Here is a 13150-nt window from a genome sequence, read left to right on the forward strand (position 1 = left end):
CCGGTGAAGGCCTTCTCCTGCCGTGTGTGCGGCAACCCCCTGTTCTTCGAGAACTCCGTGTGCGTCTCGTGCGGGACCGCGCTCGGCTACTCCCGCGTCGAGCACGAGATCGTGCCCGTCGACGAGGACGGCCGCTACGTCGACGCCGAGGGCCTCGTGTGGCACGTGTGCGTGAACCTCAACCTCTCCGGCTGCACGTGGCTGGCGCGGCTCGAGGGCGGCCAGTGCTTCAGCTGCGACCTCACGCGCACGCGACCGTCCGACGACGACCTCGAGGGGCTCTCGCAGTACCCGGTGGCCGAGGCCGCGAAGCGTCGCCTCGTGGTGGAGCTCGACGCGCGCGGCCTGCCCATCACCACGCGCGACGAGGACCCCGAGCAGGGCCTGTGCTTCGACATGCTGTCCAGCGTCGAGGAGAACGTGGTCATCGGCCACGCCGACGGCGTCATCACGATCGACCTAGCCGAGGGGGACGACGCGCACCGCAAGAAGGTGCAGGCCGAGCTGGCCGAGCCGTACCGCACGATGCTGGGGCACCTGCGGCACGAGGTGGGGCACTACTTCGAGTCCGTGCTGGTCCGTGGCGACGAACGCATCACCGCGTGCCGAGAGCTGTTCGGTGACGAGTCGAAGGACTACCAGGCCGAGATCGACCGCCACTACGCCGAGGGCCCGCCCGAGGACTGGCAGGAGTCCTACATCAGCACCTACGCGACGATGCACCCGTTCGAGGACTTCGCCGAGACCTTCGCGCACTGGATGCACATCAGCGACACCGTCGAGACCGCCCGCGCCTACGGGCTGACGACGGTCGACCCGACGGCGTTCAGCCTGTTCAGCGACCTGGTCCGGGGCGTCTGGGTGCCCCTGTCGACGGCGCTGAACCAGATCAACCGGGCGATGGGTGCCGACGACCTCTATCCCTTCGTGATCCCGGAGCCGGTGCTCACGAAGCTCGACTTCGTGGCCGATCTCGCCAAGGACCCCGTGCCCGCCGCCTGACCCGCGTCGCCGCGCCCCGTCCGACGTTTCGACACGGCTGGGGTCGGCCTGGGAGGATGGGCCGGTGAGCGAGCCCATCAAGACCCTGCCGCTCGTCCTCGAGCCTCCCCGTGGCCGCGGCAAGCCGCCGCGGCACCTCGCCGACTTCTCGGCCGAGGAGCGCAAGGCCGCGGCCGAGGAGCTCGGCCTGCCCGCGTACCGCGTCAAGCAGGTCGCGCACCACTACTTCGCCCGGCTGCAGCGCGACCCCGAGGCCATGACCGACCTCCCCGCCGCGCAGCGTGACGCGATCGCCGAGGCCCTGCTGCCGCCGCTGCTCACCCCGGTGCGCACGCAGGAGGCAGACAAGGGCGCGACCCGCAAGACGCTGTGGCGCCTGTTCGACGGTGCCCTCGTCGAGTCCGTGCTCATGCGGTACAGCGAGCGGGCGACCGTCTGCGTCTCCAGCCAGGCCGGCTGCGGCATGGCCTGCCCGTTCTGCGCCACCGGCCAGGGCGGGCTCCAGCGCAACATGAGCACCGCCGAGATCGTCGACCAGGTCGTCGACGCCGCGGCCGCGATGGCGAACGGGCTCGTGGCGGGCGGCCCCGGCCGTCTCTCCAACGTCGTGTTCATGGGCATGGGGGAGCCGCTCGCCAACTACAAGGCCTTGGTCGGTGCGGTGCGACGCATGACGTCGTCCGCCCCCGACGGCCTCGGCATGTCGGCCCGCAACATCACCGTGAGCACCGTCGGCCTCGCCCCGCGCATGCGCCAGCTGGCCGACGAGGGCGTGCCGGTCACGCTCGCGCTCTCGCTGCACGCACCCGACGACGAGCTGCGCGACGAGCTGGTGCCGATCAACACGCGACACAGCGTCGACGACGCGGTCTCGGCGGCGCGCTACTTCTTCGACGTGACCGGACGCCGGGTGTCCATCGAGTACGCCATGATGCGCGACATCAACGACCAGGCGTGGCGCGCGGACAAGCTGGCCGACGTCCTCATCGCCCACGGCGGCCGCGCCTGGGTGCACGTGAACCTCATCCCGCTCAACGAGGTCCCCGGCTCGCAGTTCACCCGCTCCCGCGACGAGGACATGGACGAGTTCGTCCGTCGTCTCGACGCCCGGGGCATCAGCACCACCATCCGTGACACCCGCGGCGACGAGATCGACGCCGCCTGCGGCCAGCTCGCCGCCACCGGCGACTGACTCCTGCGGCTCAGGCCAGCGGGTTCGGCAGCACCAGCTCGGTGTTGCGGTCGGCGGCCTTGCCCTCGTAGCCGGCGGTGCGCTGCTGGGGGTCGTTGGCAGCGAGCTCGCGCGAGAGGGACGCCAGCTCGACGGTGCTCGCGAGCCCGGAGTGCTGCTCGGCTCCGGCGTGGTCGACCATCGTCGTGAAGATCGAGAGCGTGCCGTCGCGGTTGTCGACGAGCTCCACGAGTCGCGACTGCTGCGGGAAGTCGACGTGCGAGGCGCAGCTCATCTCGTAGAACCCGCCCGAGCCGTCGGGGCGGGCGTGCGCCGTGATCGCGTTCTTGTGCGTGTGCCCGTTCACCCACGCCACCACGTTCGGGTGCGCCAGCAAGGTCGAGACGACGGCCGGACCGAGCACGCGGACCTGGGCGTCGCCGCCCGTGAGCACGAGCGGGTTGGTCATCGTGGCCGACGTGTGGTGGCTGAAGACCATGACGTACCGGTCGGTCGATGCCGTGAGCACCTGCTCCAGCCACGCCGCCTGCGCCGCGTCGATGGAGCCGTCGGCGTACCCGTTGGGGTTCACGGTGTCGAGCACGACGCAACGGAGGGAGCCCTGGTCGAACGTGTAGTACGCCGTGCCCTTCGACCGGTTCTCCGCCGTGAAGCCGTGGCCCACCGGGGCGCCGCTGGTCCGGAAGTGCTCGTCCACGACCTGCTTGCGGGTCAACGAGCGGCGCGCCGGGTCGGCTGACACCAGGCGTGCCGACAGCAACGACAGGGCTCCAAGCAGTGGCGTGGCGTTCGCGGTACGGAGCGCGTCGAGGACGTCGGCCTGGGACAGCCCGGGCGGCAGGCTGGTCGCCTTGAGCGGGCCGGTGCCGACCAGGCCGAGGGGCAGGGTCTGCGGGAAGTTGCCCTGCACGAGGCCGTCGTGGTTGCCGAACACCGAGTACCAGGGCATCGAGAGACCCTCGGGGGTGAAGGGCCGGCGCGCGGCGTCGAGCAGGCCGTTCTTCGCCGGGAACCCGTAGCGCGAGCGGTACTGGTCGTTCTTCCCGCCCTCGGGGTGCCAGTAGTGCGTGTCGGACGTGCCGCTGTCGTGCACGCCCTCCCACCGGTTCGGGTTGCCCGAGTCGGGCCGGACCGGCCGGCCGCCGTCGAGGACGTCGATGTTCCAGCGGACCTCGTTGTACTGGCAGTTGTCGGAGTTGTCGCCGGTCTGGATCGCGAACGCCAGCGGGCTGCCGGTGACCGGTCCCGCGGTCACGTCGTTGACGGCGCGGACCATCGCGTCGCTCGTCTGGGCCGTGAGCATCTCCTGGGGCCGGTAGCTCGACGTGAGGAGCCCGCCGAGCGTGGGGTCTCCGGGGGAGTAGGCGTCGTCGAGACGGTCGAGGTACTCCACGCGCATCGGGGACTGCGCGTCGATCACGTGCACGTCGGTGAGGTGGACGAACGAGACCACGGCCTGGCGGCCGGTGGCCCGCGCGTCGCCCGGGGTCGCCCCGAGATCGGCCCGGACGACGTGCGGCTCCCCATCAGCCGTCACCAGACGCGCGTACCCACCGGGGCCGGGGGTGCCGCGCACGAGGCGTCCCGCCAGCGTGGTGCCCGCCGACGAGGCCGGCGACACCGCCGCCCCCGAGATCGACGGCAGGCCGACCACGGCCGCCGTGCCGAGCAGGGTTCCGGAGCGCAGCAGGGCGCGACGAGTGACCGTCATGTCCCCATCAACGACGCGATGTGCTCCAGGTCACGTCGGACAGGTCGTGCGGAGCGACGCCGGCGCGGTCGGTAGCGTGGCCGCGAGCCGACCGAAGGAGCACCATGCTGGGAGTCCACCGCGACGGCGACGTCGTCGTCCTGGAGCTGCAGCGCGAAGAGCGTCGCAACGCCCTGAACCTCGACCTGTGCCGCGCGATCGACGAGGCGGCGCGCGACGCCGTCGGTGACGGACCGGCGGCCGGGGGAGCCCGGGCGATCGTCATCACCGGTCAGGGCACCGCGTTCTGCTCCGGCGCCGACCTCGGTGGCGTGTACGGGGACGAGTTCCTGGAGGCGCTGTACGGCATGCTGCACGGCCTGGCGCTGCTGCCGGTCCCCATCGTCGCCGCCGTCAACGGGCCCGCCATCGGCGCGGGGACGCAGCTGGCCATCGCGTGCGACCTGCGCGTGGGTGACGACACCGCGCGGTTCGGCGTGCCGACCGCGCGTAACGGCATGGCGGTGGACGCCTGGACCATCCGCACGCTCGCGGCGCTCTCCGGCACAGGTCCGGCGCGTCGGATGATGCTCGCCGGCGAGCTGATCGACCGCGACGAGGCCCTGTCCCACGGGCTGGTCGACCGGGCCGGGACCCTCGACGACGCGTTGGCCTGGGCGCACGAGATCGCCACGCTGGCGCCGCTCACGCTCGCCCACAACAAGCTCGTGCTCAACGGCACCCATCACGACGATGCGGCGATCGAGCAGAGCTTCCGCGACGTGTGGGCCAGCGACGACGTGCGTGAAGCCGCCCAGGCGCGTGCCGAGAAGCGCACGCCCGTGTTCCGGGGACGCTGATGGCCAGCCTCGGCTTCGACCTGCTGGACCGTCACGTCGTCAGCGGCGGTGCGGACGACCCGGCAGCCGGGCGTCTCACCTTCGCCCGGCTCCTGGAGCGGTCCGCCTCGCTCGCGTCCGGACTCGGCATGCTCGGCGTCCGTCCGGGTGACGAGGTGGGCGTCCAGGTCGACGACGTCGACCGGGTCCTCGTGGTGTGTGCCTGCATCCGCATCGGTGCCCTGCCCGCTCCCGACGGCGTGGTGGTCGTGGTCCCCTCCGACGACGGACCCGTGGTGCGGGTCGGCGACGACGTGCACCCGCTGGACCTGGTCCGGCAGGCCGGGTCGGGTGATGCCGCGATGGCCCTGGCCGACGACACCGCGGGCTATCGCGACGCGGTCCTGCGGCACGCGGCCGACGTGGTCGAGCCGCTGCTGGAGCGCCGCCCCGTGCTCTGACCGAGCCGCTGCTGCGTCGCTCCTGGTGGGCGTTCGCTCACTGCCGCGTCGCTCCTGGTGGGCGTTCGCTCGATCCTGCGTCGCTGTGGCTTCGCGTTCTCCTGCGGCCGCGTCACTGTGACTGCGAGGCGGGTCGGTCTCCGAAAGGGCCTCGACCGCAGCAGGGGGTCTCGTCCCGGCTGGGTCTGCGGGGCCCGGCCACGATTCTCCCTTCCCGTGGACCGTCCCGCGCAAAGGAAGAACCCCTGCCCACTCGACGCACGAGAGGCCCCCGGCGGACGCAGGATTCTGCCTTCACGTGCAGAACCCCGAACGATGCTGCGTTCACGACGGGATCCGACCACGAACGCAGCATCCTTCGACTCCTCACGCACGAACGCAGAACCTTGCGTCACCGGGAGCCGCGCCCCGAGAGCCCGGCCGAGCCCGGACCCCGCCGCCGGTCGAGGCCCTTTCGGAGCGCAGGTCCACTCGCAGCCACAGCAACGCAGCAGCAAGGCAGGACCGGGCCACAGCGACGCAGCAGCAAGGCATGACCCGGCCACAGCGACGCAGCAGCGCGTGCAAGCCCAGCGGAGGCGAGGGGATCATCCCCATCCCTTCGAGACGACCGGAAGGGGAAGGCTCAGGAGCCCTCGACGTCGAGTCCGGCCCAGGTGGCCACGCGGTCCCAGACGCGGCGCCGAAGAGCCGGCTCCTCCTTCGGCCACGGGGCGTAGTGCGGCGAGCGGCGTCGGCGGTCGCACCAGAACCCGTCCTGCCCGGTCCGTGACGTGGGCACCGCGGCCAGCCAGACCATGGTGTCGGCGCCCTCGGCGGCCGTGCGGAGCACCGGACCCAGGACCTTGGCGAAGCCGGGCAGGGAGTCGGTGATGCCGGGGGTCTGCGCCCAACCGGGGTGCATCGAGTGGCTCGGCAGCTGCGGGTGCCGCTGGGCGAGCAGCTCGGCCACCACGACCTGCAGCCGCTTCGTGCGGGCGTAGGCACGCACGCCGTCGTAGGTGCCCTCGCGGTACTGCAGGTCGTCCACGAGTGCCTCCGTGAGCGGGGCGGTGTACATGCCGCCCGACGAGACCCACACGACGCGCCCGTCGTCGGCCGCCTCGAGCAGCGGGCGGACGAGCTCGGTGAGCAGGAGTGGGCCGAGCACGTGCGTGGCGAGCGTCAGCTCGTGACCCTGCGGCGACTCCGTGCGCTCGGTCGGCATGACGCCGGCGTCGTGCACGATCGCGTGCAGCGCGCCGAGGTCGGCCCGAAGACGATCCGCGTAGCGGCGCACGTCGTCGAGGTCGCTGACGTCGCACACCTCCTCGCGGAGCTCGGCCGACGGCAGCGAGCGGCGGATCTCGCCGGCGGCGTCGGCCAGGCGGTCGGCCTTGCGTCCCACCAGGTGCACGGTGGCGCCGAGCTCGGCGAGTCCCGTCGCCGCCGCGGCGCCCAGGCCACCGCTCGCTCCCGTCACGACCACGTGGCGACCTCGGAGCGAGTCGGGCTCGGGGTCGGCCGGCCACCAGCGACGACGCAGCCGCGGTCCGATGCTGGAGTACCCGGGCAGCACCGTCTTGTCGAGGATCGTGTCGGCCAGGTCGGTCAGCGTCGAGGACATGCCTCCACGCTAGAGAGGTGGATCGCTGCAGGCACCTCCAGACGACGTGCCGTGCGCTACAGGAGGCCCGCGTCGTGCATCGTGATCGCCACCTGCACCCGGTTCACGGCGTCCAGCTTGGTGAAGAGGTGGGAGATGTGCGCCTTCACGGTCGCGAGGCTGAGGTGCAGCTCCGAGGCGATCTCGGCGTTGGACGCGCCTCTCCCGATCGCCCGGGCCACGTCGCGCTCGCGGTCGGTCAGCGACGCCACCAGGACCGCGGCCCGCGTCTCGCGGCCGTCGCCCGACCCGTCCGTCACCTGCTCGATGAGTCGACGGGTGATCGCCGGCGACAGCGCGGGCTCGCCGGAGGTCACCGTGGCGATGGCCTCGACGATCTGCGCCGGCGGGGTGTCCTTCAGGAGGAACCCGTGCGCCCCTGCGGCCAGTGCCCGCACGACGTAGTCGTCGGCGTCGAAGGTGGTCAGCACCAGGACGCGGGGCGCCGAGGGCAGGGCGACGATCGCGGCGGTCGCGTCGATCCCGTCCATCACCGGCATCCGCAGGTCCATCAGCACCACGTCGACGTCGCCCTCGCGGACCCGGGCGACCGCCTCGCGGCCGTTGGACGCCTCGGCGACGACCTCGAGCTCGTCGGACCCGCCGAGCATGAGCGCCAGGCCGGCTCGCACCAGTGCGTCGTCGTCGACGAGGAGCAGCCGGGTCACGCCGGCCACGGTACCCACGCCTCGAGCACGTAGCGCTGGTCGGGCGTCACCTTCTGCGTCAGCCGACCGCCGGCGAGCTCCACCCGCTCCCGCAGGCCCACCAGGCCCAGGCCGGCCCCCGGTGGTGGCGCCGTGGTGCGGGTGGTGCCGACGCGCAGCGGGTTCGTCACCACGGCCCGCACACCCGCTCCGCCCTCGGCCTCCACGCGCACCGTGACGGCGGTGTCGGTCGCGTGCTTGTGCGCGTTGGTGAGACCCTCCTGCACGACGCGGAAGATCGTGCGGCCCTCCGCGTCGGGAACGTCGTCGAGGTCGCCGTCCACCGACAGGTCGACGCGCATCCCGGCACGCGCCCACTCCTCCACGAGGATCCGCAGGTCGCCCGCGGACGGCTGCGGCAGCTCGGGGGCCGCGTCGCCGGGACCGTCGCGGAGCACGCCGAGCACACCCCTCAGCTCGGTCATGGCCTGGTGGGCCGTCTCCTGGATCGTGCGGGCGGCCTCACGCACCTGCTCCGGCGGGAGGTCGTCCCGGTAGGCCAGCGCCCCCGCGTGCATGGTGACCAGCGAGATCCGGTGCGCGAGCACGTCGTGCATCTCCCGGGCGATGCGCGTGCGCTCGGCGCCGCGGGCCTGCGCCACCTTCGCCGCCTGCTCCGCCTCGGCGATCTCGGCCCTGGAGCGGAGCGTGGCCAGCAGCTCACGCCGCGACCCGACGTAGAGCCCCACCGCCACCATGAGGCCGATGACGACGACCACCACGGCGGCGTCGAGTCGTGGGTCGGGCCCCGGGACCGGGTTGATGGCCACCACGACCGGGATCGTCAGCGCCACCACGATCGTGACGGGGACGATCTCGCGCCAGCGTCGGCGCGTGGCCAGCGACACGAGCGCGAGGCTCGCCGCGCCCCCGGAGCTGAACGACACGATGCTCACGACGTTGGTGACCAGCGCGGTCGCCACCGGGAAGCGGTGCCGCCACCGGAAGGTGGCCACCGTGCTCACCACCCCGATCGCGATGTCGGCAGCGAACCACCCGGGCGCGTTGGCGAGCTGCCACGGGGCGAGCTCGACCCACGACAGGCCCGTGACCGCGAGCACGAGCAGGAGTCGCCAGACCTGCCCCCATCGCGTCACGGTCGGGGGCGGGGGGCTCACCGGCGTCACGCTACCGACGTGGGTGCGGGCCGTGCCACGTCCACCCGGCCGGCGAGGCTCATACTTTCGGCGACCGGATCGTGGCTGCGTGGCGGATGCCCACGACGCACCACGTCGGGCAGGCTGGGGTCATGATCCAGGTCCAGAACCTCACCAAGACGTACGCCGGCTTCACCGCCGTCGACGACGTCAGCTTCACCTGTCGCCCAGGGGCCGTCACCGGCTTCCTCGGGCCGAACGGTGCCGGCAAGTCGACGACGATGCGCATCATGACCGGCCTCACCCCGGCCTCCGTCGGCCAGGCCCTCATCGACGGCGTCGACTACCGCGACATCCCCAACCCGGGCACGCAGGTCGGCGTGCTCCTCGACGCCTCGGCGCAGCACGCCGGCCGTACCGGCCGCGAGATCCTCACCCTGTCGGCCCTGACCATGGGTCTGCCCAGCAGCCGCGTCGACGAGATGCTCGAGCTCGTCAGCCTGAGCGACACCGAGTCCAAGCGCCGGGTGAAGAACTACTCGCTCGGCATGCGCCAGCGACTCGGCATCGCCAACGCGCTGCTCGGCGATCCCAAGGTGCTCATCCTCGACGAGCCGGCCAACGGTCTCGACCCGGCCGGCATCCACTGGATGCGCAGCCTGCTGCGCCACTACGCCGACCGCGGCGGCACGGTGCTGCTGAGCTCGCACCTGCTGCACGAGATCGAGATCATCGCCGACGAGATCATCGTCATCGGCCACGGCAAGATCGTCGCCCAGGGCACGAAGGACGAGCTCATGCACCGCGCACGCGGCGGAGCGGACTCCACCTTCGTCCACTCGGTCGACGACGAGCAGCTGCAGAAGGCGCTCGTGGGCGCCGGGCAGCAGCCCACCGCCGTCCAGGGCGGCCTGCAGGTCGCCGTCGGCGCCGAGCAGGTCGGCCAGGCCGCCCTCGCGGCCGGCGTCGCCCTCGTCGAGCTCCGGCCCGCCGGAGGCGCGGGGCTCGAGGACATGTTCCTCGAGCTCACGTCCTCGACCCAGCGCGAGAAGACCACCACCGAAGGAGGCGTGGCATGAGCGCCACCACCGCAAGCCCGCTGCCCGCGTCGGTCTCCACCGACCGTCCCGGCATCCCGTTCGCCCGGCTCGTCCGGGTCGAGCTGCGCAAGATGTTCGACACCCGCGCCGGTCGCTGGCTGATGATCAGCATCGTCGTGCTGTCGCTGATCGCGGCCGTCTCGGTGATCGCGTTCGCTCCCGACAGTGTCATCTCCTACGCCGTCTTCGCGACCGCCTTCGGCGTGCCGCTCGGCATCCTCCTGCCGGTGGTGGCGATCCTGTCCGTCACGGGTGAGTGGAGCCAGCGCAGCGGCCTGACGACGTTCACGCTCGTGCCGCACCGCGGCTCGATCATCAACGCCAAGATCGTCGCCTCGGTGCTCGTCGGCATCATCTCCGTGCTGGTGGCCTTCGCGATCGGCGCGGTCGGCAACCTCGCCGGTGCCGCGATCAACGGGATCGACGCCGACTGGGACGTCACGCTCACCCAGTTCCTCACGATCCTGCTGGCCAACATCCTGGGCCTGCTGCTGGGCTTCACCCTCGGCGCACTGTTCCGCAACACGCCCGCCGCGATCGTCGGCTACTTCGTGTACGGCTTCGTCCTGCCGACCGTGTTCGGGATCCTGGCCGCGTTCCAGGACTGGTTCAAGGACCTGCAGCCGTGGATCGACTTCAACTTCTCGCAGAGCAAGCTGTTCGAGGGCAACCTCACCGGCGAGGAGTGGGCACAGCTGGGCACGTCCGGGGTCATCTGGTTCGTGATCCCGCTGGCGCTCGGCATCTGGCTGATCCGTCGGTCCGAGGTCAAGTGACCCGGCGGCGATGAGACCTCCGGCGCCCGGGCGGGACACCCGGTGCCGGTGAGAGAGAATGGCGACATGCGAAAGCGTGTCGCCATTCTCGGTTCCACCGGCTCCATCGGTACCCAGGCCCTGGAGGTGGTCGAGGCCGCCCCGGAGCGGTTCGACGTGGTGGCGCTCGCAGCCGGCGGCTCGGACCCGGGCCTGCTGGCCGCCCAGGCGATCCGGCACGAGGTGGAGCTGGTCTCGGTGGCCAGGGCCACCGCCGCCCAGGACGTGCAGCTGGCGCTCTACGCCGAGGCCAAGCGACGCGGGTGGTCCGAGGGCGACCACCGCCTCCCGAAGCTGCTCGCCGGACCGGACGCCGCCACCGAGGTGGCCCGGGCCGACGTCGACGTCGTGCTCAACGGCATGACCGGGGCCGTCGGGCTCAGGCCGACGCTGGCCGCGCTCGAGACCGGGACCACGCTCGCCCTCGCCAACAAGGAGTCCCTGATCGTCGGTGGCGACCTGGTCACCTCCCTCGCCGCACCGGGTCAGATCGTTCCGGTCGACTCCGAGCACTCGGCCATCGCGCAGGCCCTGCGTGGCGAACGGATCGAGGACGTCCAGCGTCTCCTGGTGACGGCCAGTGGTGGACCGTTCCGTGGGCGGACCCGCGACGAGCTGGCCGACGTCACGCCCGAGCAGGCCATGGCGCACCCGACGTGGGACATGGGTCCGGTCATCACGATCAACTCGGCCACGCTCGTCAACAAGGGTCTCGAGGTGATCGAGGCGCACCTGCTGTTCGGCATCGGCTTCGACCGCATCGACGTGGTCGTGCACCCGTCGTCGGTCGTGCACTCCATGGTCGAGTACGTCGACGGGTCCACGATGGTCCAGGCCTCGCCGCCCGACATGCGCCTGCCCATCGCCCTCGGGCTGGCCTGGCCCGAGCGCGTGCCCGGCTCGGCCCGGGCCTGCGACTGGAGCGCCCCGACCGCCTGGGAGTTCTTCCCCCTGGACGAGATCGCGTTCCCCGCCGTCCGCCTGGCGCGCCGGGCGGGGGAGCACGGTCGGACGGCGCCGGCGGTGCTCAACGCGGCCAACGAGGTGTGCGTCGACGCCTTCGTGGCCGGCGAGTTGGACTTCCTTGGCATCGTTGACACCGTGGGAGCGGTCCTGGCCGAGCACCTCGACGACCCCGACGTCGCCCACGCCGACCTGACCCTCGACCTCGTGCTCGAGGCCGACACCCGAGCCCGGGACCGGGCGAGGGCCCTCGTGGAGGAAGCTCCCATGCGATCGAACACCGTGACAGCACCGGGCGGGACCCGCGCGTGACCGGGCTCGTCTACGCCCTCGGCGTCGTCGTCTTCGTCCTCGGCGTCATCGCCTCGATCGCCCTGCACGAGCTCGGCCACCTGTACCCGGCGAAGAAGTTCGGCATCAAGGTCACCCAGTACTTCGTCGGGTTCGGCAACACGGTCTGGTCGTTCCGACGCGGCGAGACCGAGTACGGCATCAAGTCGATCCCGCTCGGCGGCTACGTGAAGCTCGTCGGCATGCTCCCGCCGGAGCGGCGTTCGCAGGAAGACGTGCCCGTCGGGGGAGCGACGGCACCCGAACGGGTCCGCGACACGAACACCGGCCTGTTCACCCAGCTGGTGAGCGACGCCCGCCACGCCGAGTACGAGCTCGTCGACGACGACGACGCCGACCGGCTGTTCTACAAGAAGCCGTGGTGGCAGAAGCTCATCGTGATGGCCGGCGGCCCCATGGTGAACGTGGCCATCGCGGTCGTGCTGTTCGCCGTCGTCCTCATGGGCTTCGGCGCGCTCACCCCCACCACCACCGTGGCGGCGGTCTCGGACTGTGCCATCAGCGACGCCGAGGCCGGTCGCACGTGCACCGACGCCGACCCCGTCACGCCGGCCAAGCAGGCCGGTCTCCAGCCGGGGGACCGGTTCGTCTCGTTCAACGGCGAGCGGATCACCTCGTGGGAGCAGCTCTCGGGGCTCATTCGCGGCAACGGTGGCGACGAGGCGCGGATCGTCGTGGAGCGGGACGGTCGCGAGATCGCCGCGGAGGTGCCCACCACGGTCCTCGCCCGGGCGTCGGTCGACGACCCCGAGCGCACCGAGCGGGTCGGGTTCCTCGGCGTGGAGCCCACCCAGGCGATGCAACGCCAGGGACCCGGCACCGTGGCCGAGGTGATGGGTGAGCAGGTGGTGGCCACGGCCGACGCCATCGCCCACCTCCCGGTGCGGATGGTCGAGGTCACCAAGGCTGCCTTCGGTGCCGAGCGCCCGGCCGACGGACCGATCAGCGTGGTCGGCGCGAGCCGCGTGGCCGGCGAGCTGGTCACCGTCGACGAACCCACGTGGTCCGAGCGGGCGCAGCGGATCCTCGGTCTGCTCGCCTCGCTGAACCTCTTCCTCGCGCTGTTCAACTTCATCCCGCTGCTGCCGCTCGACGGTGGTCACATCGCGGGCGCCCTGTGGGAGGCGATCCGGCGGGGCTGGGCGCGGCTGCGGAGGCGTCCCGACCCCGGATACGTCGACGTGGCGAGGATGCTGCCGGTCGCCTACGTGGTGGGTGGCATCCTGATGGTCATGAGCGTCATCCTGATCTACGCCGACATCGTGAACCCGGTGAGCATCTCGTGAGC

Annotated in this window: 12 protein-coding genes; 8 read left to right on the plus strand and 4 right to left on the minus strand. The window is 71.8% G+C overall.

The annotated features are described in order from the left end of the window. Positions 1–3 precede the first annotated feature (3 nt). Complete coding sequence (locus ASF35_RS11435; protein ID WP_055967365.1) at positions 4–1002, plus strand: putative zinc-binding metallopeptidase; 999 nt, start codon at positions 4–6, stop codon at positions 1000–1002. A 76-nt stretch (positions 1003–1078) separates the two neighbouring features. Next, positions 1079–2194, plus strand: coding sequence for a 23S rRNA (adenine(2503)-C(2))-methyltransferase RlmN (rlmN, locus tag ASF35_RS11440; RefSeq protein ID WP_200931770.1), 1116 nt, complete (start codon positions 1079–1081; stop codon positions 2192–2194). Between the two features lie 10 nt (positions 2195–2204). Here rlmN and ASF35_RS11445 read toward each other — a convergent pair whose 3' ends face one another. Next, positions 2205–3905, minus strand: coding sequence for a TIGR03767 family metallophosphoesterase (locus tag ASF35_RS11445; RefSeq protein WP_055967371.1), 1701 nt, complete (start codon positions 3903–3905; stop codon positions 2205–2207). 104 nt (positions 3906–4009) lie between these two features. On the opposite strand from ASF35_RS11445, the gene ASF35_RS11450 reads away from it, so the two are divergent. Next, positions 4010–4744, plus strand: a complete 735-nt coding sequence (locus ASF35_RS11450) for an enoyl-CoA hydratase (protein WP_055967374.1) — start codon at positions 4010–4012, stop codon at positions 4742–4744. Then, complete coding sequence (locus ASF35_RS11455; protein ID WP_055967377.1) at positions 4744–5184, plus strand: AMP-binding protein; 441 nt, start codon at positions 4744–4746, stop codon at positions 5182–5184. The genes ASF35_RS11450 and ASF35_RS11455 overlap by 1 nt, the downstream gene beginning before the upstream one ends. 625 nt (positions 5185–5809) lie before the next feature. Here the strand turns inward: ASF35_RS11455 and ASF35_RS11460 are convergent. From ASF35_RS11460 to ASF35_RS11470, 3 genes are read right to left on the minus strand one after another with little or no spacing between them, the layout of a single operon-like run. Beyond that, positions 5810–6790 (minus strand): SDR family NAD(P)-dependent oxidoreductase, encoded by a 981-nt coding sequence (locus ASF35_RS11460; protein WP_055967380.1) that lies wholly within the window; start codon positions 6788–6790, stop codon positions 5810–5812. 56 nt (positions 6791–6846) lie between these two features. Beyond that, positions 6847–7497 carry a response regulator transcription factor gene (locus ASF35_RS11465; RefSeq protein WP_200914536.1) on the minus strand — a complete coding sequence of 217 codons (651 nt, stop codon included), beginning with the start codon at positions 7495–7497 and terminating at the stop codon, positions 6847–6849. Next, on the minus strand, positions 7494–8654 hold the full coding sequence (locus ASF35_RS11470) for a sensor histidine kinase (RefSeq protein ID WP_235497746.1): 1161 nt from the start codon (positions 8652–8654) through the stop codon (positions 7494–7496). The genes ASF35_RS11465 and ASF35_RS11470 overlap by 4 nt, the downstream gene beginning before the upstream one ends. Before the next feature lie 131 nt (positions 8655–8785). Between ASF35_RS11470 and ASF35_RS11475 the strand changes: the two genes are divergently transcribed. The 4 genes from ASF35_RS11475 to ASF35_RS11490 all read left to right on the plus strand — a co-directional run bounded on the left by ASF35_RS11475 (position 8786) and on the right by ASF35_RS11490 (position 13148). Further along, positions 8786–9712, plus strand: coding sequence for an ATP-binding cassette domain-containing protein (locus ASF35_RS11475; RefSeq protein ID WP_055967386.1), 927 nt, complete (start codon positions 8786–8788; stop codon positions 9710–9712). Beyond that, positions 9709–10509, plus strand: coding sequence for an ABC transporter permease subunit (locus tag ASF35_RS11480; protein ID WP_055967388.1), 801 nt, complete (start codon positions 9709–9711; stop codon positions 10507–10509). Before ASF35_RS11475 ends, ASF35_RS11480 begins: the two co-directional genes overlap by 4 nt. Before the next feature lie 66 nt (positions 10510–10575). Then, complete coding sequence (dxr, locus tag ASF35_RS11485; protein WP_055967390.1) at positions 10576–11823, plus strand: 1-deoxy-D-xylulose-5-phosphate reductoisomerase; 1248 nt, start codon at positions 10576–10578, stop codon at positions 11821–11823. Next, a complete protein-coding gene (locus ASF35_RS11490; protein WP_055967392.1) occupies positions 11820–13148 on the plus strand; it encodes an RIP metalloprotease in 1329 nt (442 codons plus the stop codon). Before dxr ends, ASF35_RS11490 begins: the two co-directional genes overlap by 4 nt. Positions 13149–13150: the final 2 nt, after the last annotated feature.

It is taken from the genome of Aeromicrobium sp. Leaf291, assembly GCF_001423365.1.
In the GTDB taxonomy this organism is placed as follows: Bacteria; Actinomycetota; Actinomycetes; order Propionibacteriales; family Nocardioidaceae; genus Aeromicrobium.